A 23,467-nucleotide genomic window follows, 5' to 3' on the forward strand; every position below is an offset into this window, starting at 1 on the left:
TTTAGATGGAATCACTATTCTGAATTTGACTGCTGCTTACACGGTGGCCGGCACCACGCTGCGCGCCATCGCGAGCGTGCCGGTTCGCGTCAGTTCGACGACCCCGTAGTTCTGCAGGAGCACCAGCAGCGCATCGATTTTCTCGGTATCGCCGGTCACCTGCACAATCAGCGAGGTGGGGCCGACATCGACGATCGTCGCCCGGAACGGTTCGACGATCCCGTTCAGCTCCGCAAGCTGGCTCGGCGTGGCGCTCACCTTGATCAGCGCCAGTTCCCGCGACACGAACGGATTCTCGCTCAGGTTGGTCACCGAGATCACGTCGATCAGTTTGGACAACTGTTTCATCAACTGCTCAATTTTCTGTTCGTCACCCCCGGTGGTGATGATCATCCGGGAGAGACCCGGCTCTTCGCTGGCGCCCACCGTAATGCTGTCGATGTTGAAGCCGCGCTGACCAAACAGATTGGCGACACGCATTAACACGCCGGGGTAATCGTTGACGAGTACCGCAATCGTATGTCGCTGCATCTATTCGTCCCCCAATACCATTTGATCTAATGTGTTGCCCGCTGCCACCATCGGGTAGACGTTTTCCTCCTGGGCCACCCGGAAGTCCACGACCACCGGACCGTCATGCCGGAGCGCCTCCGCCCAGACATCTTCCGCCTCTTGCGGCGTGGTTGCCCTCAGTCCTTTGACGCCGTACGCTTCCGCCAGCTTGACGAAGTCGGGGCTGTGGGTCAGGTCAATCTGGCTGTAGCGGTTGTCGTAGAACAGCTGCTGCCACTGACGCACCATGCCGAGGCACTGGTTGTTGATGATTGCCACCTTGACCGGCGTGTTGTACTGGGCGAGAATCGCCAGCTCCTGACTGGTCATCTGGAAACCGCCGTCTCCCACCACCGCGATCACAGTGCGGTCCGGGTGGGCGATTTGCGCCCCGATCGCCGCCGGGAAACCGAATCCCATCGTGCCAAGGCCGCCGGAGGAGATGAGCGAACGGGCGTGCTTGAACTTGTAGTACTGCGCCACCCACATCTGGTGCTGACCGACGTCTGTGGTGACGATCGCTTCCCCGTTGGTGGTGCGGTACAAGAGCTCGATGACTGCCTGCGGCTTCAGCACCTGCTCGTCGCGCTTGTAGCGGTACGGATGCTGCTCCTGCCACTGTTTCAACTGGGCGATCCAGGCTTCCGAGTCGCACGCGGTGACGAGCGGCAGCGCCTTTTGCAGCGTGCTCTTCACGTCGCCTGCCACCTTGACGGCGGTGGCTACGTTTTTGCCCAATTCCGCCGGGTCGATGTCGACGTGGACGATTCGGGCCTTGGGGGCAAACTCTCTGGTGCGTCCCATCGTGATCCGGTCGTCAAAGCGGGCGCCGAGGCCAATCACACAGTCTGCGTTGAGCAGCGCCTGGTTGGCGGTGTAACTGCCGTGCATCCCCGGCATGCCCAGCGCCAATTCGTGTACGCCAGGGAAACCGCCCAGTCCCATGAAGGTGTTGATCACCGGAATCCGCGTCTTTTCCGCGAAAGCGAGCAGTTCCCGATCGGCCCCCGCCGATATGATCCCGCCGCCGGCGAGAATGACCGGACGCTTCGCTTCCCGGATCGCCGCGACGAACGCCTGCACGTCCTCATCGCTCGGCACCTGAGATGCCTGGTAGCCGCGAATTTCCACAGTTTCCGGATAGCTGAACGGCGCCTTGGCGTTGCTCACATCCTTGGGGATGTCGATCAGGACCGGTCCGGGCCGCCCCGTCGTGGCGATGTGGAACGCCTCTTTGACGATGCGCGGCAGGTCGCGGACGTCGCGAACGAAGTAGCTGTGCTTGGTAATCGGAATCGTGATCCCCGTGATGTTGGCCTCCTGGAAGGCGTCGGTGCCGATCAGGTTCTGGGCCACGTTGCCGGTGATGCAGACCAGCGGCACGGAATCCATCTGCGCGGTGGCGATGCCGGTCACCAGGTTGGTCGCCCCCGGGCCAGAGGTGGCGATGACGACGCCCGGCTTTCCGGTCGCCCGCGCATACCCGTCGGCGGCGTGAATCGCGCCCTGCTCGTGACGGGTCAGGATGTGCTTGAAGTAGCTGCCGTACAGGGAGTCGTAAATCGGCAGCACCGCACCGCCCGGATAGCCAAAGATGTACTCCACCTGCTCCAGGATGAGACATCGCAGAAGCGTCTCCGCTCCCGTCAACTCCTCACCGAACCGGACCGGCGGCATGCCGCTTTTTCCCTGCAATTCGGCGATCTGAACACTCATTTTCTCTCCTCCTCCACTCCCCATATTGAAAAAACCTATTGGCTAATAGAAAAACCCTTTCGCCCCGACACGGTTCTGGTTCCATGTCTGCTTGGGGCGAAAGGGTTCGCGGTACCACCCAACTTCATCGGCGCCTCACGGTCAGCCGATCTCAGCCAGTCATTTCGTCGACTGCAACACGCTAACGGGTGTCATCCGGTCTTGCCTACTGATTGACGGACAGGAGCAACGTTCGGCAAGACGGCTCGGAGGTGAGCAGTGCGATCGCATTCTTTACCCATTCTCAGCTCCCTGGGCTCTCTGTAAAAGAAGAGGCGGGCACCATCCTCGTCACAGCCTGTGATTATACCAATATTGCCAATTTTGAAGTTGTCAGAAAATAAAGTGTTATGTCTGATTATAGTCACGCGCCCAAGGGGTGTCAACGAGATCAAAAACATTTTTCCAGACTTTTGTCCGAACGAATGTTCAGTCAAAAACCGCGAAACGGCGCGGTTTTTACGTGTAAGCGGATACATGAAAATCGCTTTCTGTCCCCGCTTTTCTGCCCGGCATAGACCTAAAGCAGGACGAAGAAAAAAGCCCGGGAAAATCCCCGGACCCGCTGCCTCAGAAGATTGGTTTTCTCCTCCGTCACGATTTGGCGCAGCCTGCTTCAGCCAGCCCGGCGATCAGCACCTGGGCCACCTCGGGCCGGGTAATCTCGGGCGGTGGCGTCTGCCCGCTCTTCAGCATTTGCCGCACCTTGGTCCCGGACAGCGCCACGTGCCATTCCGCTCCGTGCGGGCAGGTCTTGGCTGTGGCCATCCCCTGGCAGGCCGTGCAGTAAAAGCTGTGTTCAAAAAAGAGCGGCTGGATGCCCAACTCACCCGGCGAAAATGCGGAGAAAATGCGCTGGGCGTCGTAGGTTCCGTAAAAGTTGCCCACGCCAGCATGATCGCGGCCGACGATAAAATGGGTGCAGCCGTAATTTTTGCGCACGAGCGCGTGGAACACCGCTTCCCGCGGACCGGCGTAGCGCATCGCGGCGGGAAAGGCAGCGAGGAAGACGCGTTCCGGGGGGTAATAATGGCGGAGCAGCACCAGATAACTTTCCATGCGTACGGCGGCCGGCACGTCGTCCGCCTTCGTTTCGCCCATGAGCGGATTGAGGAACAACCCGTCGACGATTTCCAGCGCCGTTTTCTGAATGTACTCATGCGCCCGGTGGATCGGATTGCGCGTCTGAAACCCAACGACAGTCTTCCAGCCTCTTTCCTTGAACGCAGCCCGCGTCTCTGCCGGCGTGCAGTAATAGGCGGCAAACTGCCGGGGGATCGGCCGCTGCATTAGCTCGATGGGACCGCCCAGATAGAGGGCGGGCTTGGCAAAGAGCTTGCTTACGCCGGGATGGGACGGGTCTTCGGTGCCAAAGACGAGCCTCGCCTCCCGCCGTTTGTCTGGACGATACCGGCTTTCGACGGTGAGCACGGCGTATGCCTTTCCGTCTTCTCCGCGCAAGAGCAGGCGCTCACCCTCCCGCACATCCGCGTATTCCTTCTCATCAACGGCAAGCGTAACCGGCAGCGGCCAAACCGTCCCGTCGGCCAATCTCATCGTCTCCACGACGGCGTCGTAATCGCGCTCCCCCAGAAACCCGGTCAGCGGAGAAAACGCCCCGATCGCCAGACAATCGAGATCGGACAACGTCCAGCGGTCGACCGTCACGCTTCGCAGCCGCTCGTCAACGCCATCCTGACAGGCATTTTCCGCGAGCCGATTGACCAGCGTACCGCCGTGCGGCAGGATCGTATGGCTCATGCTCATTCCTCCCTTGACATTCATTTGTGCAGCCCGCACTCAGTCTTGGCGAAGCCCGACCAGCGGCCGGCACGCAGGTCTTCTCCCGGGCGAACAGGCCGCGTGCAGACACGGCAGCCGATGCTGGGATAATTCCGGTCGTGCAGCGGGTTGTACGGCACGTCGTGCTCCCGGATGTACTGCCAAACCTGTTCGTGGCTCCAATCGGCGAGGGGATTGACCTTGACCAACTGAAACTTTTCGTCCCACTCCGCCTTTTTCGCACCGGCCCGCGTCGGCGCCTGCTGCCGGCGAATCCCGGTGATCCAGGCGTCATACCCGGCGAGAAAATCACCCAGCGGTTCCACCTTGCGCAGTTGGCAGCAGAGATTGGGCTCCCTCTCCCACAGGTTGTCGCCGTATTGTTCCGCCTGTTCAGCCAGCGTCAGCTTGGGCAGCACGCGGATAAACTCGATCCCGTACCGTTCCCGGAGACGGTCGCGGACACCGTAGGTTTCTGCAAAGTGAAGTCCGGTATCCAGGTAAAACACGGGAGTGGCGGGTGCCAGCTTGTGCAGCATGTCGATCAACACCACGTCCTCCGCGCCGAAGCTGGAAGCCAGCGCCACGCGGTCGCCAAACTGTTCGACCGCCCACGCCAGTGCGTCCTCAGGCCGCATGTTCTCCAACCGGCTGGCTGTCAGATTCAACTCGTCATCCGTTATCCTGCGGCGATGGTTCATGCTGATTCTCCCTTCTTGCTAGGCGTTACCCCAACATCATATGAGCCGCCGAGGCAAGTGGAGATTCGTCCACGGTGGCGATTGTCGTTACTTTGACGCAAAAAAAGAAGCAGACCTCCCTTGAGCCTGCCAGCCAGGAGGTTCACTGGTTGTACTGAGCCGTCCCTCTGCAGCGATCAAGTCCGTATTTGTGTGTAAAATTCCCTTGATCCCCACCGTTGGCTGAAAAAATCGCTTGTATGGTTTTTGGGAATATAGGCCCAATCACGACCAATGCCCCCAGACTCCGGGCCCCAGGTCGCAGGCCGCATCTCCAGCGCGATCAGCGCATAAAAAAAGCACCCGATTGCTCGGATGCTTTGTCGTGCGCAGCAAAACAGCTTACGCGTTCAGTTTGCTTTTAGCCAGTGCTGCCAGGTCGTTGAATGCAGCCTTGTCGTTAACCGCCAGGTCAGCCAGCATTTTGCGGTTTACTTCCACGCCGGCTACCTTCAGCCCGTGCATCAGACGGCTGTAGGACAGACCGTTCAGGCGAGCTTGCGCGTTGATACGGGTGATCCACAGTTTGCGGAAGTCGCGCTTTTTCTGACGGCGGTCACGATATGCATACAGCAGGGATTTCATTACCTGCGCATTTGCAGTCTTAAACAGGCGGTGTTTGGAACCGAAGTATCCTTTCGCCAGTTTCAGGATTTTCTTGTGACGACGGCGTGTAACAATGCCACCTTTTACTCTTGGCATACGTAATTCCTCCTGGTCATTCCAGCATGGCGGCCCCGCTTACGAGGCGCTTAGGGAGCGCATGCTGCGTAATAGTGTATGGTAGTGCGAAACAATCTTACAGGTACGTAACGAGTTGTTCGATACGTTTTTGGTCGCCTTTGGACACCAGAGAGCTTTTGCGCAGATGGCGTTTTGCCTTGGTGGATTTGTTGGCGAACAAGTGGCTGGTGTAGGCGTGGTCACGCTTCAGTTTTCCGCTACCGGTTTTTTTGAAGCGCTTCGCTGCGCCTTTATGGGTTTTCATTTTCGGCATGGTAGAAATCCTCCTGTCCTAAACGCTGATTACTTATCCGATTTCGGCGCCAGAATCATGATCATGCTGCGTCCTTCGATCTTCGGCTTACGCTCTGCGACAGCGATGTCCTCGCAAAGGGATGCGACACGCTCCAGGACCTGTTGACCGATTTCGGCGTGGGTGATTTCACGTCCGCGGAAACGAATGGAGCACTTCACCTTGTGATGATCCTCCAAAAACTTGCGGACGTTGCGAAGCTTCGTCTGAAAATCGTGTTCCTCAATGTTGGAAGAGAAGCGCACTTCCTTCAGTTCGATGATCTTCTGGTTGCGGCGCGCTTCCTTTTCCTTTTTCGCCTGTTCGTACTTGTACTTGCCGTAGTCCATGATCCGGCAAACAGGCGGCTTGGCTGTAGGAGCGACGTTCACCAGATCCAAATCAGCTTCTTGCGCAATGCGCAGCGCTTCCCTGAGGGGCACGACACCCAACTGGTTTCCGTCCGGTCCGATCAAGCGGACTTCACGGGCACGAATCGCTTCGTTGACTAACAGTTGATCCTTGCTAATACTTGCCACCTCCGTCAATTTCGAGAAGGAACAAAAATGTGCGAACGCTGACGCGCCCGCACATATCTCACCTAGCAAATTCAACAGATCCACAGTTTGCTATTGCGTAAGAGTGACCTGTCAACAGTCACGAAGACGTCGAACCAGGTGAGAAGCTGGGCGCTTCTGCTTGTTTCTCGAAGAATGAAGTTTTGCACTGAACATTATGATACCGTGCAGATTTTGTCCTGTCAAGGATTTCATGACTTTGGGCCTCCAAAGTCACCCGCCGATGTGCGACATCTCCACCTTGGACCGATGGGACAGGCCCGGCGTCTGCTTCAGCCGCTGCTCCGAGTAACGGTCGTCGCGGCGGACCCAGATCGATTGAATGAGCTCCCGAATCTCTTCGTCGCTTTTTCCCTCCCGCAGCGGGCCGCGCAAATCTTCCCCGGACGAGGCGAACAGGCAGTTGTACATTTTCCCTTCCGCCGACAGCCGGGCACGCGTGCAGGTGGAACAGAAGGCCTGCGTAACGGAGGAGATGAAGCCGATCTCTTGATTCGTCCCTGCATACCGGTAGCGCGAAGCCACTTCTCCAAAGTAATTGGGCTCAATTGGCATAAGCGGCATCTCCTTGTGGATCATCTGCACAATTTCGCTGGAGGGTACTACCTGATCTAGTTTCCAGCCGTTGCTGTTGCCCACATCCATGAACTCAATGAAGCGCAGGATGTGCCCTTTTTCGCGGAAATAACGAGCCATCGGCAGGATGTCCTGGTCGTTGACGCCGCGCTGCACGACCATGTTGATCTTGACCAGCATGCCGGTTTCAGCCGCCGCATCAATGCCGCGCAGGATGTCCTGCACCCGATATCCTCTGTCGTTGATCCGGCCGAACCGCTCGTCATCCAGGCTGTCCAGGCTGACGGTCACTCTGTCCAATCCCGCCTGCTTCAGCGCCTTGGCATGTTTGGCCAAAAGCGAACCATTGGTGGTCATGGCGATGTCGCGCACGCCTTCCACCTGGCGAATCATCCGTATCAGTTCGGGCAGGTCTCTTCGCATCAGCGGTTCCCCGCCGGTGATGCGGATTTTTTCCACTCCAAGCGATGTGAAAATTCCGACGAGGCGCGTAATTTCTTCGAACGTCAACAGCTTGTGCCGCGGCAAAAACGGGTAATCCGTGCCGAAAATTTCGGCTGGCATGCAGTATCGACAGCGAAAATTGCACCTGTCCGTCACAGAAATTCGCAAGTCTCGGAGAGGACGTTTGCGTGCATCCAATACTTGTTCAGGCATATCGGATCACTCTCCTGATTCCATACTAGACCTGCAGCCTGCCAAGATCAAGCCGGAACAATGGCAGAAGTGTGACGCGGATATTGAGTGTCCGCAAAGAAACGGTCTTTCATCGTTTCCAGGCAAAAAGGCCTGCGCATTGATCAACCGAAGGTGGAGAAAACGTACGAGGCATGGATCAAGAGAGCGAGCGGGTGCTATCACCCATGCGCAACGGACTTTATCTACACGCTGAGGGCCGTCCCAATCGGGAACGGCCCTTTTGCAGCAGCTTACTTCATCTCGCTGATTTCCTGTTTGATTTTGGCGATGAACTCATCCACCGGAAGCGCCCCTTCGTCGCCTACGCCGCGTTTGCGGACGGACAGGGTGCCCTCCGCCACTTCTTTTTCCCCGATGACCAGCATGTACGGAATCTTTTGCACCTGGGCCTCGCGGATTTTGTAGCCGATTTTTTCGTTGCGGGCGTCCAGTTCCACGCGGATGCCGGCCTGTTCCATTTTCGCGAGCACCTCTTCGGCGTACGGCACGTGCGCGTCACTGATCGTCATCAACCGCACCTGTACCGGCGACAGCCAGGTCGGGAACGCACCCGCGTAGTGCTCGATCAGGATGCCGATGAAGCGCTCCATGGAACCGTACATGGCGCGGTGCAGCACGACCGGACGGTGCTTCTCGTTGTCCTGGCCGATGTAAGACAGGTCAAACTTCTCCGGCATCTGGAAGTCAAGCTGGATGGTGCCGCACTGATGGCGACGTTTCAGCGCGTCGGTGATCTGGAAGTCGATCTTCGGTCCGTAGAACGCGCCGTCCCCTTCCTTGATCTCGTACGGCATGCCGGACTCCTCCAGCACTTTTTTCAGCGAGCTTTCCGCGATCTCCCACAGTTCGTCGGAGCCCATCGAATCCTCCGGACGGGTGGAGAGCGCCACGCTGTACTCGAAGCCGAACACCTTGTAGATGCGGTCGATCAGCTGGATCATGCTTTTGATCTCGCTCTCGATCTGATCCGGACGAACGAAGACGTGCGCGTCGTCCTGGCAGAACGTCCGCACCCGCAGCATCCCGTTCAGCGCACCGGAAAACTCGTGGCGATGCACCTGACCGAATTCGGAGTAGCGGATCGGCAGATCGCGGTAGGAGTGAATCTTGTTTTTGTAAATCAGCATGTGGCCTGGACAGTTCATCGGCTTCAGGGCGTAGGTGGTGTTGTCCACCTCAGAGAAGTACATGTTCTCGTGGTAGTGGTCCCAGTGGCCGGATTGCAGCCAGAGGCGCTGGTTCATGATAAACGGCGTGCGCACCTCGGTGTAATGGGCCAACTGCTGCAAACGACGGGAGAACTGTTCCAGCTCGTTGCGGACAGTAAAGCCCTTCGGCAGGTAGAACGGCATGCCCGGCGCCTCTTCGGAGAACATGAACAGCTCAAGCTCTTTGCCCAGTTTGCGGTGGTCGCGCTTTTTCGCCTCTTCGATGAAATGCAGGTATTCGTCCAGCTCCGCCTTTTTCGGCCACGCGGTACCGTAGACGCGCTGCAGCACCTGGTTTTCCGCTTTGCCGCGCCAGTACGCGCCAGCCACGCTCATCAGTTTGAACGCCTTGATGTAGCCGGTGGACGGCAGGTGCGGCCCGCGGCACAGGTCGAAGAACTCGCCCTGCTCGTAGATGGTGATCACAGCGTCTTCCGGCAGGTCGCGGATCAGCTCCAGTTTCAGATGGTCGTTGATTCCCTGAAAGATCTGAATCGCTTCTTCGCGGCTGACCACCTTGCGGCGAATCGGCAGGTCTTCCTTGATGATCTTTTCCATCTCGGCTTCAATTTTGCCCAGATCGTCAGGGGTGAGCGTTACCGGAATGTCCATGTCGTAATAGAAGCCGTCTTCAATGACGGGACCGATCCCCAGCTTCACCTCTTTTCCGTAGAGGCGCTTGACGGCCTGTGCCAGCAGGTGGGCGGTGCTGTGGCGGTACACTTCCAAACCTTCCGGGCTGTCCAGCGTCACGATCTCGATCGCCGCGTCGTCTTGCACCGGCGTGTACAAATCCACCACCTTGCCGTTCAGCTTGCCGGCGACGGCCTTTTTCTTCAGGCTCGTGCTAATGGAGCCCGCGATGTCCTCGATGGTGATGCCGGATTCGTATTGGCGTACGGCCCCATCCGGGAACGTAATGTTGACTTGTGCCACGATCCATACGTCCTTTCTGCGTAAAATAATAAATAATGGATTTGGAAAAAATAAAAACACCCATCCCCAAAGGGACGAGTGTTTCTTACCCGTGGTACCACCCTCATTTGATTCGGCTTGACAATTGCCGTCGGGACATCCTCCCGACCAATCGGACGAAAGCCGAATCCTTCCTTGCCATAACGGTATGCCCGGCGTGCCGATACTGAAAGCGCGTAGCTTTGTTCCCGGCCGCTACTCGAAGGGGGTAGAGCGATACGCGTTCGCAGCGGGCTTCCAGCCAGCGGCCCGCCTCTCTGCAGCGACGTGGATATCGTCCATGTCCTTCTCATCGTATTTCAACACATCTGCAGTTGTTGTCTGTCATTATAGAGGAGTCGGCTTGTGTCCGTCAAGTGCACGTCTGCCCGCCAGGCAGAGCGGACAGGAATGGCACGACATCACCTTGCCGTCAAAGATGCTGCGGACGGTCTGGAGCAGTGCGGGCCTGTCCTGCGCCAGATGCATCACGATGCGCTCTGGAGCGAGCGTTACCAGCGCGCTCACCAGGTAGTCTTCTTCGCGGCTGTTCTGCTCGCCAATGCTGAATATGGCATCGAGCTGGTCCAGCCGCAGCCGTGTGCCGTGTTTGTCATAGAGCAGGAACGGTTTGTCTACACTAGGAACGACGTGAACCACTTCCTGTTTGGTCTCCTGCGCGGCGATATAGTACCGCAGCAGCTCGACAAATTCCTGGTACTGCTTGTCTTCCAGATAATCGTCCAGGCCGGTTTCCACCAGTTCAAACAGTTCGTTCCAATGATCTTGCAGACGGAAACGGACGAAGCCGAGTACATTCAGCTCCCGCTCCTCTTCCAAATAAGCGAATACTTTGCGGTAGACGGCTGCCTTGCGGGCGGTGGCATGGAGCAGGTCCGTGTCGCCTTCTTGCTGGTCTTGACAAATCCGCTGCACATACGGAAGGATCAACGGCCACTCCTCTTCCAGAGCTTCCGCTGCGAGCAAGTCGGCGGCGATTTCCTCCAGCACTTCCGGTTCCTTGACCCGGAGAATCCATTCAGCCACTGCCAGGGAAACAAACGCACGGGCCCACTCAATCGTCTCCGCGTTGTACTCCTCGGTAGACGTGCTCTGAAAGAGGAACAAACGGTAGTCGCCCTGCTCCTGTTCCCTGTATGTAATGCGCACCGGCTCCATGTTGACCCGCTTCTTCAGCTCGGACACGATGGAGCGAAACGCGTCACAATGTGCAGGGACATTTTCCAGCCAGACGGCAAAACGCTGCATATCCATCCCCCCCATCCGCAGTGTAGTTACAGTATATGTCCCACCTGGGGCGATATACTTTTAAACGGATGGAAACAGGGGAAGCCGCTTGCATAAAACAAACACGAAGCCGTCGCGGCTCCGTGTTTGTTTGTGTCGGATCGGTCAATTCTGCATGACAAAGTCGTGTTCCGCCATCTCGCCTTCGCGGAAGATGCGCAGGATTTCATAGCGGGTATTGCGCTGCGCGGGGATTTTGCCCGCTTCGCGGATGAGTTTCAGGATCAGGTTGGTGTTCACCTTGTAGGTGCATGCGGCAGCGGAGACGACGTTCTCCTCCATCATCGTCGAGCCGAAGTCGTTGCAGCCGTAAGAGAGCGACAGCTTGCCGATCTCCGGTCCCATTGTCACCCAGGACGACTGAAAGTTTGCGATGTTGTCCAGCATCAGGCGGCTGATCGCCAGCGTTTTCAGGTATTCCTCCGGGGTGTTGTTGACCGCCTTCATGTTGGTGTTCTCCGGCTGGAACGTCCAGACGATAAAGGCCGTGAAGCCCTTGGTCTCGTCCTGCGCCTCGCGGATGCGCATCAGCGACAGCACGCGTTCTTCCATCTCCTCGCCAAAGCCGATCACCATCGTCGCCGTCCCCGGCAGGCCGACGCGGTGAGCCGCCTTTTGCGTCTCGATCCAGTCTTTCCAGGAACCCTTGAGGCGGGAAATCTTGCGCCGCGTGCGGTCGTCCAGGATCTCCCCGCCCGCGCCCGGCAGCGAATCGAGCCCGGCTTCCTTCAACTTCTTCAGCACTTCCTCCACAGGCAGACCGGACACCTGCGCCATTTTTTGCACTTCCGCAGTGGAAAACGAGTGCATCGTGATTTGCGGGAAGCGCTGCTTGATGTTTCGCAGCAGATCCAGGTAGTACTCAAACGGCAGGTCCGGGTTGGTGCCGCCCTGCATCAGGATTTCCGTGCCGCCTACATCCACCGTCTCCTGAATTTTTTGGTAGATGACTTCGTTGGGCAGCACGTATCCTTCCGGGGAACCCGGAGGGCGGTAAAAGGCGCAGAACCGGCAGTAGGTGTCGCACACATTGCTGTAGTTGATATTGCGCCCGATGACAAACGTGGTGATCGGCTCCGGATGCCACTTCTTCATGACCAGGTCGGCGTAGTGGCCCATTTTCTCGATCTCGTCACTCGCAAACAGGGTGAGGCCGTCTTCCAGACCGAGGCGTTCACCGGCGAGCGCCCGCTCCAAAATCTTATCGATCAAAAGAATCACTCCTTCTATACTGCGTCCACGATTCATCGTAACACAAAAAAACAACCCTGCCTATTGGCAAGGTTGCGCCAACGCTATTCAAAACCGATTTCCTCGTACACTTCCGGCTCCCAGTAAATGACAGTCTGGGCGAGCGGCAGATTCGTTTCCCGCGCGCCGTTTGGCCTTCCGTTGAAATAGATAATCTCCGTGACGGCCACACGGTCCCCGCGAACGTCGATTTCCCCTTTCAGCTCCAGGGTTGTCCCGTCCGGTGCATAGAAGATGACTTTCCCCGATCCCAGCGTTTTCATCCGGTACCTCCCGTTGTATGGACTGCACCTCTATAGTAGTGGACAATCTTTCCTACCGTCAACGCCCAAACTGGAACTTAATGACCAATTGTCGGATCGGATGGTGCATCCTTTTTGCGCCTTTTTACCTGGCGACCCTCCGTATCACGGGACATTTCTCCCATCAGATCTGCCGTCATCGAAGCGTCCTGACCGGCGATCATCGTCGTTTCTCCTGCCGGTACGCCGCCATGTGCCTGTCGATAGGAGGGGGAGGAAAAAATCTGGCTGGCATTGACCGGCTGGCCCGCTGCTCCGCCTGCTTGCAGGGACGACGACAGCGGCGTCTGCTGGACCGCCCCTCCGGGATTGACCGCATTCGTCAGCGTGCTGTCATTGGACGGCGGCGTCTGCGGCTGACCGGACGCGGCGGGCGGGACCTGTGCGGACATGGCCGTCTGTCCGTTCACGGCAATCGGCTGATAGCCGCGCAGCAGTTGAGCGCTCGTCTCCTGCGGCAGCGTCGCCAGCGGATAGTAGCCTTTCCGCTGCATGTAGCTCCACATGTCGTAGGCCTGTTGGGCACAGTTGACCGCCCCTTGCAGGAGCATGCCGCGCAGATGAGGATGGGCCGACTCCAGCGCTGCGGCCATTTTTGCTTTGGCCCCCGCCTTGTGCAGGCCGAGCACCGCTGACGCTACGTCGTGATCGTCCATCTGATCCGGGCGAGCATTGGGCTGGTGAGATGCAGCCTGCTGTGGAGCTGCCGGCGGTTGGGCAGCGGCGGTAGTAGGCAGGGCGCGCGTCTGCCACACCTGCGTGCTGGGCCGGTACGGCAGGCATTCCCCCACTCCCAGCCCGTGCACGGTATGTACCATGCTGTTGTATTCGTTTTGCATAAACTGCATCTGGTAACCGACCAGCTGGGCCAGTTCCGGGTCGCGGATATAGGGGGTGTACAACTGCATCGTATTCAGTGCGTCAATCGTGCAGGTGAGCGCCTCGTGCAGTTCCATCACTTCATGAGCTGTGTACGAATGAGCTTGCATCATGATGGTTTCCTCCTTTTTTCCAAATCCCTAACAGTATGTCCGAAACGGCCGGCAGATAGAAGCGCGCAGGAAAAAACCCTTGCTTCGTACAAAAAATGGGGGAGAAACCTTTTAACATGTGACGCGTATTACCTTGTCAGAAAAACATCGCTCCACTCCACCAATAATCATTCTGTTTGGCAAGAGCCTGTCATAGGATATCACTACAGAAACCTTTTTGTTTCCGGTATAATGAAGAAAAACGCCGGATGAAGTCCTTTCGCAGAAGCTGGCTCTGCTCAAAGCGACAGACGAGGAAAACCCTCCTGAAGGAGACGCTCATGTTCGATCAAATTACACAAATCTTTATGCAGTACGGTATATGGGGATTGTTTGGCCTCGCCTTTCTGGACTCATTTATTGTCCCTGTCCCGCCCTTTTTTCTGCAAATCGGGATGAGCCTGATCGATCCCACGTCCGCCATGCGGTACGCCACCGTCGCGTTTACCGGTTCCATCCTCGGTGCACCGGTGGGCTACATGCTGGGCAAATGGCTGGGCAAACCGCTCTTGCAAAAGCTGCTTCCTGAGAAGTGGACGGCGATGGCGACAGAGCAATTTGCCAAAAATGGCGATGCCGCCGTACTGATTGGTTCATTTACCCCCATTCCGTTCAAAGTCTTTACCATTTTGAGCGGCGTGTTCAACTACTCGCTGACCAAGCTGATGCTGTTTGCCATCCTGGGACGCGGCATCAAGTTTTACCTCATCGGGTTGTTGTTCCACCTCTACGGCAAACACGCCAAGGAGCTGCTGGACAGCTACCTGGAAGTGACCGTACTCGGAATTGGCGCCCTAGTCGCCATCGTCTGGCTGATCTGGAAAAAGCGAAAAAAATCGGCGTAACGCCGCTATTTCTCATGAAATGAAAGACGCGCCTCGCAGAACTGCTGCGAGGCGTGTTTTTTTTGATGCCGGAGATGGCGGCGCCGACAAAAAATTGGCGGGACATTCACCTACCGGCGTGCCGTCCGTATATTGTAAGTGTGAGTTTTCGGAGGAGGTGAAGCAATGGCCGTTATAAAAGCGAACAGCAGGGATGTAGACATGCTGGCGAGACTGATGCGTGCCGAAGCGGAAGGCGAAGGGGACTTGGGCATGCTGATGGTCGGCAACGTCGGCGTCAACCGCATCCTCGCCAACTGCCTGGACTTTCGCGGCATTCGCACGATGAGACAAATGGTCTTCCAATCGCCGGGCGGCTTTGAAGCGGTGCAAAAGCCGTATTTCTATCAACGCGCCCGCGACAAGGAAAGGCGCTTGGCCAGACGCGTCGTTAACGGCGAACGCCAACACCCTGCTTCAAACGCGCTGTGGTTCTTTCGGCCAGCCGGAAACTGTCCGCCTCAGTGGTATAACCAACGAAATGTAGGTCGCTATAAAGCGCACTGCTTTTTTGTACCCAACCCACAAGATTGTCCACGAGTTTACTAAAGGAGAGAGTTCATCATGAGCCAGCAATTTCCTTATCCGCCTTATGTGAATCCGTACGTCGATCCGTATGCGTCGTCGTCTTATCCGTATCCGGCGGCACAGCAGCCGACGATGCCAATGCCAACGCAAATGCCGATGCCGCCCAGCGGGTCCTTCATCCCCGGAACGCCGTTGGCACCGGGGCAAATAGTGGAGGAGTCCTACATCGAAAACATCCTCCGCTTAAATCTGGGCAAAGTGATCACCGTCTACCAAACGTTTGAGAATAACACCCAATGGAACGCCAAAATCTTCCGGGGCCGCCTGGAAGCGGCGGGACGGGATCACATCATCCTGAGCGATCCGCAAACGGGCCGACGCTATCTGCTGCTGATGGTCAACACGGACTACATCACCACTGACGAAGAGCTGAACTACGTGCCGCCGGCTCTTCCGCCCATGCCTCGGTGACAGCACGACTGCTCCACCGCACAACCTCATCCGCCAGGGATGAGGTTGTGTTCTGTTTACAACTGCTCCTCCCTCAAGCGGACCGCAGCCAAAAACTCTCTTCTGTCCCCCTGCAAAAACGAGCCGGCGGGCAATGCCCCTTTCTGCCTCAGGCGAATGGCCAGGCGATTGACCACCCGGTTGATCTCCCGGTGCATCGCCTCTTCCATCGTCAATTTGACCGCGTACTCGTTGATCCCGACGTCCCACTGCGCACTGCGCACGATATGTCCGTACATTTTCAGGGATTGGGAAAATACGTTCGTCTCAAACTGCAGGACGAGCTGATCGTGGACAGGCAGCTTCAAGTGGGTCAGAAAGCGAAGTCCGCCTCCGCTGATGTCTTCAATCAGCACACTGGTGCTGCCCACTTCCAGCGTCTTTCCCTTGATCATAACGATAGTCATGTCCGCGCACAAAGGCGGGTCCAGTTTCAGGCGAAAATATTCCCGTTGGTGCATAGTGACCAAACGATCCACGAAGTTCACTCCTGTATAACGGTATGAAAGCGATCATGTGAGACTTCCTTTGCCGACGTGCAGGAAAAGAGCGCCGCAAAACCGGCGCTTCAGCGTGTAGACAAAGTCCGTGGCGCATGGGTGATCGGGCCCGCTCGCTCTCTTGACGACCAGCAAAGAAGTTAGCGGCCTCCGCTTCAAAACGCGAAAAGGGCAGGGGCAAACATCTGGGTATTTCAATGAAGTGAGACTTGTGCCCCCTGTATACCCCGCGTCTAGCGTTTTTCCGCTGAGCAGGTCGTCAAAGGAGCTCGCTTGGCCCATCACTCCATGCCATGTCCTTTTTCTCCACCTTCGGTTGATCAATGTGCAGGCCTTTCGGCCTGGAAACGATGAAAGATCGTTTCCATGTGGACACTCGATAAACAAACAGTTTGTCTTCAGTCTGGAGGGCCGAAAAACCGGCGCTTCCTTATTTTTTCTTTGTCGGATAGTGCATGTCCTGCAATGTAACCGAAAACTTATCCCACAGCTGGTCTGTGTCATAGCTGATCGAATCGCTGCGGATAAACCAAAAGAGGAGCTCCACCACACCCCACACGATGAGCATGAAAAAGAAAAACACGTACAACGAAGCCCACACGCTACATTCCCCCTCCCATTTTGTACCACTATATGGGAGAGCGGCAGTAATGATGCCCGGCAGCGCGTGTGCACCAAAAAAGCCTCCCGCAGCATCGATTCCTGCGGGAGGCTTGTAAGGTGTTACGCCACTTTTGTCGTAGCTTCACGGATATACGCTTTTGCTTTGTTTTGGTCAAACTGCCCTTCCCAGCGAGAGATGACGACAGCCGCCAGCGAGTTGCCGATGACATTGACCACCGTGCGGGCCATGTCGAGCAGACGGTCAATACCGGCGATAAAGGCGAGCCCTTCAAGCGGGATGCCCACCGAACCGAGGGTGGCGAGCAGGACCACGAAGGAGACCCCGGGAACACCGGCAATGCCTTTGGAGGTAACCATCAAGACTAGCACCAGGGTAATCTGCGCGCTGATCGGCATGTCGATCCCGTACATCTGGGCGATGAACAGGGCCGCCAGCGCCTGGTACAGCGTGGAGCCGTCCAGGTTGAACGAGTACCCCGTCGGAATCACGAAAGAGGTGATAGCCTTCGGACAGCCGAGGCGCTCCATTTTTTCCATGATTTTCGGGAGAACCGTCTCGGAGCTGGCCGTGGAGTATGCCAGCAGCAGCTCGTCCTTCAAGATTTTGATCAGGTTGAAGATGGAGATGCCGCTCATGCGGGCGATTACGCCCAGCACCACGATCACGAAGAAGAGCATCGTGAAGTGTACGAGAATCATCAGTTTCCCCAGCGGAACAAGCGACGAGAGACCGAATTTGGAAACGGTTACGCCAATCAGGGCAAATACACCAAACGGTGCAAATTTCATAATCGCGTTAACCACCCAGAACATGGCGTCGGCCACACCCTGGAAGAAATTCAGCACCGGTTTGCCTCTCTCTCCGGCTGCCGCTACCCCGAGCCCAAACAGGACGGAGAAGAAGATAATGGCCAGCATGTCCCCTTTGACGATAGCCTCGAAGACGTTTTTCGGCACGATGTTGACAAAGGTCTCAATAAATCCGTGGCTTTGGGAGGTTTCAGCCGTTTCCACGTACTTGTTGATATCGGTCTTGGTCAATTGCGTCATGTCCACCCCGACACCGGGCTGGAACAGGTTTGCCGAGAGCAGACCGACAATAATGGCAATCGTGGTAACGATTTCAAAATACAGAATTGTTTTCCCGCCGATTTTCCCCAACTTCTTCACATCGCCCACACCGGCTACACCCACAATCAGGGTGGCAATAACAATGGGCACGACGATCATTTTGATCAGGCGGATAAACACGTCACCAATCGGCTGCAGGAAAGTCTCCACTGCAGGATTCCCGTAGAACAGAGCACCCACGAGAATACCGAGTACAAGACCAATCACAATTTGAATGGCCAGTCCAAAACGTTTCATCCTGACACCTCGCTATCCTTTCTTCATAATCTATCTGGCACAAAAATTCGACTAAATGTCGAGTTTTGCCGATTAACCATTCCTGATCGTAAGGCACATCTCGACTGCGCAGTGAAATTGGAGCGCTTCATTAAAGCGGTTACGTAGCGCAGTAAGATGTGAACCGTGGATTTTATAGTAACATGAAATTTTTTAAGTGCCCCAAATTTCTATTCTTTTTTATTTTGATACTATTTTTGATTTTGGGGATTGTGTTGAACATTGTCGAATGATCATGTGTGGACTGACCGTTAGACCCGCCTTGCCGGACATGCAAAAGCGGTCTGTTCGGCGCGTGCCGATCAGACCGCTTTGTTCTGGTTTTCTGCCGTGTCCGGCTGTCTATCATTGTAGCCTCACAGCCTCGATGGAAGGGGGCTACCCTTCCGTTTCCGCGTCACGTCGAACGCGCGACAACAAATCGACGAGATGGACTGCCTCCATCCGGTCCTCCAGTCCCGCCTGCTTGATGCCCGCTTTCATCTGCAGGAGGCAGCCGGGATTGGACGTGGCCAAAATGTCGGCTCGCGTCTCAGCCACGTGGCCCATTTTTTCCTCCAGAATCCGTCCTGCCATGTCCGGCTGCACCAGGTTGTAGATGCCGGCAGATCCGCAGCAGCGATCCGCTTCAAACAGCGGAACAAACGTTGCCTCCGGTATGGATTGCAGCAGCTTCACCGGCTCTTCGGTCACCTTCATGCCATTGCGCAGATGACAGGAGGACTGGTAAGTAATGCGTTTGGGCAGCGGCTGCAAAGGGAGTGTCTCCGAAAGCCCGGCCAGCACTTCGCTGATGTCCCGTACGCGCCGGACAAACCACTCCGCATCTGCCTGCCAATGGGGATCATCCTGCAGCAAATGGTGGTACTCCTGCAGCATGGCTCCGCACCCGCCCGCGTTGGAGACAATCAGCTCCACGTCTGCCTGTTTGAATGCAGCGATGTTTTGCCTGGCGAGCTGACGCGCCTGCTCCCGCTCCCCGCTGTGGGCGTGAAGGGCACCGCAGCACGCCTGGCCGGGCGGAATCACCACTTCACATCCGGCGTCCGCCAGCAGAGCGACCGTGTTCACATTGGTCTCGTGAAACAATACGTCCATGATGCAGCCGCGAAACATGCCGACCCGCAGCTTCTTCTCCCCTCTGGCGGGCACGACAGTTCCCACCGCCTCTGTCAATCCCTTTCCTGCCGCTTTGGGGAGAACTGCTTCCATCGTCCGCATCTGCTCGGGCAGGAGGCGAAGCAAGCCCAGCCTGCGAGCCAGCCGCTGCAGGCCTGAGCGCTGGTAGAAGCGGAGCAGCCTGCCGGCAAGGTAGAGGCGTTCCTGCCGCGGAAGGAGCTGGCGAAACGCCAGCCAGCGAAGCAGCCGCACCGGCCACGGATGGACGCGCTTCCGCTCGATCGCTTCCCGCGCCTGCTCGATCAGCCTCCCGTACTTCACCCCGGCCGGACAGACCGGCTCACAGGCGCGGCAGCCCAGGCAGAGACTCATCTGGTCGACGACGTCCTGATCCGGCTCCAGGATGCCGTCGGCCACCGCCTTCATCAAGGCGATCCGGCCGCGCGGCGAGGCTGCTTCGTAGCCGGTCTGCCGAAACGTGGGACAGGCCGGCTGGCAAAAGCCGCAGCGCATGCAGTTGGACAGTTCCTCGTAATCAAGTGCCGCTTTCCAGTCAGCGCTGTGCATGGTTGACCACCACTCTGTTCCGGCGCTCCCGGGCAAACATTTTGCCCGGATTCAGCAGGTTGTTCGGATCAAACGCCCGTTTGATCGCCTTCATCACCTCGACGCCCGCTTCCCCCAACTTCCATTCCAGATAAGGAGCCTTGACAATGCCTACGCCGTGCTCTCCCGTGATGGTGCCGCCCAGTTCGATGGCGACGGCGAAAATCTCTTCAAACGCCCGTTCCACCCGTTCGATCTCGTCGGGATTGCGGGCGTCCGTCATGCAGGTGGGATGCAGGTTGCCGTCCCCGGCATGGCCAAACGTGCAGATGTGTACATTGTGTGCGGCGGCAATCCGCTGAATTGCTTCCACCATCGGCGTGATTGCGGCGCGGGGGACAGTAGCGTCTTCGAGAATCGTCGTCGGCCTGAGCCGGGAGAGTGCGGCCAGCGCACTGCGCCGCGCTGTCATCACCTCGTCCGCCTCCTCGGCATTCGTCGCCACTTTTACCTGAACCGCCCCGTTTTGCCGGCAGATGGAGGCAATCCGCTCCACGTCCCGGTGCACCGTTTCCGGATCTCCGTCCTGGCCGATCAGCAGCATGGCGGCCGCGTCCGTGGGCAGGCCAATCTGCTTGAAGTCCTCCACTACCCGCAGCGTCCCCTGATCCATAAACTCCAGCGTCGCCGGAATGATCCGGCTGGCGATGATGTCGGAGACCGTTCGGGCTGCGTCCGTCAGGTTGGCAAACGTCGCCAGCATGACGCGCTGCATGGCCGGTTTGGGAATCAGCTTGAGAATGGCTTCGGTAATCACTGCCAGCGTGCCCTCGCTGCCGACCAGCAGCTTGGTCAGGTCGTATCCGGCCACGTCTTTCATCAGTTTCCCGCCGGTGCGGATCACCTCGCCGTTTGGCAGCACCGCCTCCAGGCCGAGCACGTAATCCTTGGTCGTCCCGTACTTGAGTCCCCGCAATCCTCCGGAGTTGAGCGCGATGTTCCCCCCGATGGTGGAGACGACCATGCTCCCCGGGTCCGGAGGGTAAAACAGACCGCGTGCTTCCACCGCCTGATGGATGTCGGACGTGCGCACGCCCGGCTGCACGGTTATCGTCAGGTTTTGTTCGTCAATCTCCAAAATGCGGTTCATCCGGTTGAGCACCAGCACGATTCCTCCACCGACCGGAACCGTCGCCGCGCACAAATTGGAACCGGCTCCCCGCGTGACAACGGGGATGCCCGCTTCCGCCGCCAACTTGATCACCTGCTGCACTTCTGCCGTGTCTTTGGGCATCACGACCGCGTCCGGCAGTGCCTGGTGCATCGGCGTGGCGTCATAGGAATAGGCGACGAGCGCTTCCGGTCTGTCGAGGCAGTAGGCCTCCCCGACGATCGCCCGCAGCCGCTCGCGCACATGTTGAGGCAGCATGGCCATCCTCCCTCCCGCTTTTCATCATTGTGAAATCATTGTGCCAACCCGCCGGGAATGGCCCAGCCCATCCAGCACATCCCTGGGCACAATTTCCCGCACCGAGAGTCGATCCAACTGCTGCGTTTCTTCATTCGGCAATTGAGTGGTCAATCCCTCCAGTTCTTCCATCATCTTCTCTGTTCCTCATCAAACGGCTTCCTCTCCTGCTGTCATTTACCCCAGATGGCAGGCGACCAAATGCCCGGGCTCTGCTTCCTTGAGCGGCGGCACGGTCGTCCGGCACACCTCCATGCAGTGGCGGCAGCGCGGATGAAACTGGCAGCCTGCGGGAGGATTGGCCGGACTGGGCAGGTCCCCTTCCAGGAGAATCCGCTTTACCTCCCGGGTGGGATCGGGAACGGGGACGGCGGAGAGCAGCGCCTGCGTGTAGGGATGGATCGGCCGTTCGTACAGAACCGTCTTGTCCGCCACCTCCACCACTTTTCCCAGGTACATGACGGCCACCCGGTCGGAGATGTGGCGCACCACGCTCAGGTCGTGGGAGATAAACAGATAGGTCAGCTGAAACTCCCGCTGCAGGTCTTTCAGCAGATTGAGAATCTGCGCCTGGATGGAAACGTCCAGTGCGGAAACGGGCTCGTCGGCGACGACCAGCTTGGGCCGCAGAATCAGCGCCCGGGCGATGCCGATTCGCTGTCGCTGTCCGCCGGAAAACTCGTGCGGAAAGCGGTGCAGATGCTGTCTGGTCAGCCCGACAATCTCGATCATCTCCTCCACCCGCTTGCGCCGCTCGGCTGGCGTGCCGATGCCGTGAACGATCAGCGGGTCCAGCAGGATTTGGCCGACGGTCTTGCGCGGATTCAACGAGGCGAACGGGTCCTGAAAGACGAGCTGCATGTCGCGCCGGGCTGCGCGCAGCTCGGCGGCGTTCAGCGCGCGGATGTCCCGACCCTGAAACAGAATCTCCCCTTCCGTCGGTTCAATCAGCCGCAGAATGCAGCGGCCGGTCGTCGACTTGCCGCAGCCGGACTCGCCGACGATGCTGAGCGTCTCTCCCGGATAGACGGTCAGATGCACGCCGTCTACGGCACGCACGACCTTTTCCTTGCCCCAGAAACCTGATTTTACCGAAAAATACTTTTTCAGCCCCTTCACTTCCAGCAGCGGCTGACTCACGCTTCTCCCCCCTCCCGGTACAGCCAGCAGCGGCATTTCTGCGTCGCGGAGACGGGGAACAGCTCCGGCACCTGCTCACGGCAGATCGCCATCGCCTTGGGACAGCGCGGCGCAAACCGACAGCCGGCGGGCATTTCGTGCAGCTGCGGCACTGCTCCCGGTATCGCCTGCAGACGTTCCTGTCCGCCGCTGATGCTCGGCATGGAGGCCAACAGGCCAATCGTGTAAGGGTGCCGGGGGTCGGCAAACAGCCGCCGTACGTCCGCTTCCTCCACGATCTGACCGGCGTACATGACGACGACGCGGTGGCACATCTCGGCGACCACCCCCAGGTCGTGGGTAATCAGCAGGATGGCGGTGCCGTGCTCGCGGCGCAGCTTTTTCATCAGCTCCAAAATCTGCGCCTGAATCGTCACGTCCAGCGCCGTGGTCGGCTCGTCGGCGATCAGCAGTTGAGGCTGACAGGCCATCGCCATCGCGATCATCACCCGCTGCCGCATGCCGCCCGAGAGCTGGTGCGGATACTCTGCGGCGATCTCCTCCGCCCGCGGGATGCCCACTTCCTTTAACAGATGGACGGCCCGCATTGCCCCCTCCCGCCGCGACAATCCGAGGTGGCGGCGCAGCGGCTCGGCGATTTGTCTGCCGATCGGATGCAGCGGATTAAGCGCGGTCATCGGCTCCTGAAAAATCATCGCAATCCGGTTGCCGCGGATCGACTGCATCTCCTTTTCCGACAGCCGCAGCACGTCCGTTCCGGCAAACCGGACGCTGCCGTCCAGCTTGGCGTTTTTGCCCAACAGGCGCATGATGGACAGGCTGGTGACGCTTTTGCCGCAGCCGGATTCGCCGACGATGCCCAGCGTCTCCCCTGCTTCAACGGAAAAGCTGACATCCTCGACAACCGTCAGCGTGCGGCCGGATTGGGCAAACGTGGTGCGCAGGTGTTCCACTTCCAATATAGGTGGCATGGCGTCTCCCCCTTTCTCC

General features: G+C 57.9%; 24 protein-coding genes. 3 read left to right on the forward strand and 21 right to left on the reverse strand.

What is annotated here, in order from left to right:
• Positions 1 to 36: 36 nt before the first annotated feature.
• From ilvN to ETC00_RS13880, 13 genes are all read right to left on the reverse strand, one after another.
• Entirely contained in the window at positions 37 to 531 is a 495-nt protein-coding gene (ilvN, locus tag ETC00_RS13820) for an acetolactate synthase small subunit (protein WP_171566659.1), read from the reverse strand.
• Positions 532 to 2,268, reverse strand: a complete 1,737-nt coding sequence (gene ilvB, locus ETC00_RS13825; protein WP_171566660.1) for a biosynthetic-type acetolactate synthase large subunit — start codon at positions 2,266 to 2,268, stop codon at positions 532 to 534. It abuts the gene before it with no gap.
• Between the two features lie 633 nt (positions 2,269 to 2,901).
• Positions 2,902 to 4,068 (reverse strand): sulfate adenylyltransferase, encoded by a 1,167-nt coding sequence (gene sat, locus ETC00_RS13830; RefSeq protein WP_171566661.1) that lies wholly within the window; start codon positions 4,066 to 4,068, stop codon positions 2,902 to 2,904.
• 20 nt (positions 4,069 to 4,088) lie between these two features.
• A complete protein-coding gene (locus ETC00_RS13835; protein WP_171566662.1) occupies positions 4,089 to 4,790 on the reverse strand; it encodes a phosphoadenylyl-sulfate reductase in 702 nt (233 codons plus the stop codon).
• 381 nt (positions 4,791 to 5,171) lie between these two features.
• On the reverse strand, positions 5,172 to 5,531 hold the full coding sequence (gene rplT / locus ETC00_RS13840; protein ID WP_171566663.1) for a 50S ribosomal protein L20: 360 nt from the start codon (positions 5,529 to 5,531) through the stop codon (positions 5,172 to 5,174).
• Positions 5,532 to 5,628: 97 nt separating this feature from the next.
• Positions 5,629 to 5,826: a 50S ribosomal protein L35 gene (gene rpmI, locus ETC00_RS13845; protein ID WP_171566664.1), complete on the reverse strand. Its 198-nt coding sequence runs from the start codon at positions 5,824 to 5,826 to the stop codon at positions 5,629 to 5,631.
• A gap of 29 nt (positions 5,827 to 5,855) precedes the next feature.
• Positions 5,856 to 6,383 (reverse strand): translation initiation factor IF-3, encoded by a 528-nt coding sequence (gene infC, locus ETC00_RS13850; RefSeq protein ID WP_171566665.1) that lies wholly within the window; start codon positions 6,381 to 6,383, stop codon positions 5,856 to 5,858.
• A gap of 252 nt (positions 6,384 to 6,635) precedes the next feature.
• The gene (gene moaA, locus ETC00_RS13855; RefSeq protein ID WP_171566666.1) at positions 6,636 to 7,655 is read right to left on the reverse strand and encodes a GTP 3',8-cyclase MoaA; all 1,020 of its coding nucleotides are present in this window, start codon (positions 7,653 to 7,655) and stop codon (positions 6,636 to 6,638) included.
• A 272-nt stretch (positions 7,656 to 7,927) separates the two neighbouring features.
• Entirely contained in the window at positions 7,928 to 9,841 is a 1,914-nt protein-coding gene (thrS, locus tag ETC00_RS13860) for a threonine--tRNA ligase (protein ID WP_171566667.1), read from the reverse strand.
• Positions 9,842 to 10,207: 366 nt separating this feature from the next.
• Entirely contained in the window at positions 10,208 to 11,128 is a 921-nt protein-coding gene (ytxC, locus tag ETC00_RS13865) for a putative sporulation protein YtxC (protein ID WP_171566668.1), read from the reverse strand.
• 144 nt (positions 11,129 to 11,272) lie between these two features.
• On the reverse strand, positions 11,273 to 12,379 hold the full coding sequence (mqnC, locus tag ETC00_RS13870) for a cyclic dehypoxanthinyl futalosine synthase (protein ID WP_171566669.1): 1,107 nt from the start codon (positions 12,377 to 12,379) through the stop codon (positions 11,273 to 11,275).
• A gap of 83 nt (positions 12,380 to 12,462) precedes the next feature.
• Positions 12,463 to 12,681, reverse strand: a complete 219-nt coding sequence (locus tag ETC00_RS13875; protein WP_171566670.1) for a hypothetical protein — start codon at positions 12,679 to 12,681, stop codon at positions 12,463 to 12,465.
• A gap of 77 nt (positions 12,682 to 12,758) precedes the next feature.
• Complete coding sequence (locus ETC00_RS13880) at positions 12,759 to 13,712, reverse strand: spore coat protein (RefSeq protein WP_171566671.1); 954 nt, start codon at positions 13,710 to 13,712, stop codon at positions 12,759 to 12,761.
• Positions 13,713 to 14,032: 320 nt separating this feature from the next.
• On the opposite strand from ETC00_RS13880, the gene ETC00_RS13885 reads away from it, so the two are divergent.
• The 3 genes from ETC00_RS13885 to gerQ all read left to right on the forward strand — a co-directional run bounded on the left by ETC00_RS13885 (position 14,033) and on the right by gerQ (position 15,634).
• Positions 14,033 to 14,596 (forward strand): YqaA family protein, encoded by a 564-nt coding sequence (locus ETC00_RS13885; protein ID WP_171566672.1) that lies wholly within the window; start codon positions 14,033 to 14,035, stop codon positions 14,594 to 14,596.
• Positions 14,597 to 14,761: 165 nt separating this feature from the next.
• Positions 14,762 to 15,184 (forward strand): cell wall hydrolase, encoded by a 423-nt coding sequence (locus ETC00_RS13890; RefSeq protein ID WP_171566673.1) that lies wholly within the window; start codon positions 14,762 to 14,764, stop codon positions 15,182 to 15,184.
• 15 nt (positions 15,185 to 15,199) lie between these two features.
• The gene (gene gerQ, locus ETC00_RS13895; RefSeq protein WP_171566674.1) at positions 15,200 to 15,634 is read left to right on the forward strand and encodes a spore coat protein GerQ; all 435 of its coding nucleotides are present in this window, start codon (positions 15,200 to 15,202) and stop codon (positions 15,632 to 15,634) included.
• 56 nt (positions 15,635 to 15,690) lie between these two features.
• Here gerQ and ETC00_RS13900 read toward each other — a convergent pair whose 3' ends face one another.
• From ETC00_RS13900 to ETC00_RS13935, 8 genes are all read right to left on the reverse strand, one after another.
• Complete coding sequence (locus ETC00_RS13900; protein WP_371808907.1) at positions 15,691 to 16,152, reverse strand: PilZ domain-containing protein; 462 nt, start codon at positions 16,150 to 16,152, stop codon at positions 15,691 to 15,693.
• 451 nt (positions 16,153 to 16,603) lie between these two features.
• Entirely contained in the window at positions 16,604 to 16,774 is a 171-nt protein-coding gene (locus ETC00_RS13905; protein WP_171566675.1) for a hypothetical protein, read from the reverse strand.
• 122 nt (positions 16,775 to 16,896) lie between these two features.
• A complete protein-coding gene (gltP, locus tag ETC00_RS13910; protein ID WP_171566676.1) occupies positions 16,897 to 18,165 on the reverse strand; it encodes a glutamate/aspartate:proton symporter GltP in 1,269 nt (422 codons plus the stop codon).
• Between the two features lie 417 nt (positions 18,166 to 18,582).
• A complete protein-coding gene (locus ETC00_RS13915; RefSeq protein WP_171566677.1) occupies positions 18,583 to 19,890 on the reverse strand; it encodes a (Fe-S)-binding protein in 1,308 nt (435 codons plus the stop codon).
• The gene (locus tag ETC00_RS13920) at positions 19,877 to 21,298 is read right to left on the reverse strand and encodes an FAD-linked oxidase C-terminal domain-containing protein (RefSeq protein ID WP_171566678.1); all 1,422 of its coding nucleotides are present in this window, start codon (positions 21,296 to 21,298) and stop codon (positions 19,877 to 19,879) included. Before ETC00_RS13920 ends, ETC00_RS13915 begins: the two co-directional genes overlap by 14 nt.
• A 24-nt stretch (positions 21,299 to 21,322) precedes the next feature.
• Positions 21,323 to 21,472 (reverse strand): hypothetical protein, encoded by a 150-nt coding sequence (locus ETC00_RS13925; protein ID WP_171566679.1) that lies wholly within the window; start codon positions 21,470 to 21,472, stop codon positions 21,323 to 21,325.
• Between the two features lie 42 nt (positions 21,473 to 21,514).
• A complete protein-coding gene (locus tag ETC00_RS13930; protein WP_304414543.1) occupies positions 21,515 to 22,477 on the reverse strand; it encodes an ABC transporter ATP-binding protein in 963 nt (320 codons plus the stop codon).
• The gene (locus ETC00_RS13935) at positions 22,474 to 23,448 is read right to left on the reverse strand and encodes an ABC transporter ATP-binding protein (protein ID WP_171566681.1); all 975 of its coding nucleotides are present in this window, start codon (positions 23,446 to 23,448) and stop codon (positions 22,474 to 22,476) included. The genes ETC00_RS13930 and ETC00_RS13935 overlap by 4 nt, the downstream gene beginning before the upstream one ends.
• Positions 23,449 to 23,467 lie beyond the last annotated feature (19 nt).

It is taken from the genome of Brevibacillus sp. MCWH, assembly GCF_013096935.1.
GTDB classification, from domain to species: Bacteria; Bacillota; Bacilli; order Brevibacillales; family Brevibacillaceae; genus Brevibacillus; species Brevibacillus aydinogluensis.

Excerpts from the sequence above, each read along its gene's own strand:
- ilvN (WP_171566659.1), bottom strand. The coding sequence starts at position 531 with ATGCAGCGACATACGATTGCGGTACTCGTCAACGATTACCCCGGCGTG.
- ilvB (WP_171566660.1), bottom strand. The coding sequence starts at position 2,268 with ATGAGTGTTCAGATCGCCGAATTGCAGGGAAAAAGCGGCATGCCGCCG.
- sat (WP_171566661.1), bottom strand. The coding sequence starts at position 4,068 with ATGAGCCATACGATCCTGCCGCACGGCGGTACGCTGGTCAATCGGCTC.
- ETC00_RS13835 (WP_171566662.1), bottom strand. The coding sequence starts at position 4,790 with ATGAACCATCGCCGCAGGATAACGGATGACGAGTTGAATCTGACAGCC.
- rplT (WP_171566663.1), bottom strand. The coding sequence starts at position 5,531 with ATGCCAAGAGTAAAAGGTGGCATTGTTACACGCCGTCGTCACAAGAAA.
- rpmI (WP_171566664.1), bottom strand. The coding sequence starts at position 5,826 with ATGCCGAAAATGAAAACCCATAAAGGCGCAGCGAAGCGCTTCAAAAAA.
- moaA (WP_171566666.1), bottom strand. The coding sequence starts at position 7,655 with ATGCCTGAACAAGTATTGGATGCACGCAAACGTCCTCTCCGAGACTTG.
- ytxC (WP_171566668.1), bottom strand. The coding sequence starts at position 11,128 with ATGCAGCGTTTTGCCGTCTGGCTGGAAAATGTCCCTGCACATTGTGAC.
- ETC00_RS13875 (WP_171566670.1), bottom strand. The coding sequence starts at position 12,681 with ATGAAAACGCTGGGATCGGGGAAAGTCATCTTCTATGCACCGGACGGG.
- ETC00_RS13880 (WP_171566671.1), bottom strand. The coding sequence starts at position 13,712 with ATGATGCAAGCTCATTCGTACACAGCTCATGAAGTGATGGAACTGCAC.
- ETC00_RS13885 (WP_171566672.1), top strand. The coding sequence starts at position 14,033 with ATGTTCGATCAAATTACACAAATCTTTATGCAGTACGGTATATGGGGA.
- ETC00_RS13890 (WP_171566673.1), top strand. The coding sequence starts at position 14,762 with ATGGCCGTTATAAAAGCGAACAGCAGGGATGTAGACATGCTGGCGAGA.
- gerQ (WP_171566674.1), top strand. The coding sequence starts at position 15,200 with ATGAGCCAGCAATTTCCTTATCCGCCTTATGTGAATCCGTACGTCGAT.
- gltP (WP_171566676.1), bottom strand. The coding sequence starts at position 18,165 with ATGAAACGTTTTGGACTGGCCATTCAAATTGTGATTGGTCTTGTACTC.
- ETC00_RS13915 (WP_171566677.1), bottom strand. The coding sequence starts at position 19,890 with ATGCACAGCGCTGACTGGAAAGCGGCACTTGATTACGAGGAACTGTCC.
- ETC00_RS13920 (WP_171566678.1), bottom strand. The coding sequence starts at position 21,298 with ATGCTGCCTCAACATGTGCGCGAGCGGCTGCGGGCGATCGTCGGGGAG.
- ETC00_RS13925 (WP_171566679.1), bottom strand. The coding sequence starts at position 21,472 with ATGATGGAAGAACTGGAGGGATTGACCACTCAATTGCCGAATGAAGAA.
- ETC00_RS13935 (WP_171566681.1), bottom strand. The coding sequence starts at position 23,448 with ATGCCACCTATATTGGAAGTGGAACACCTGCGCACCACGTTTGCCCAA.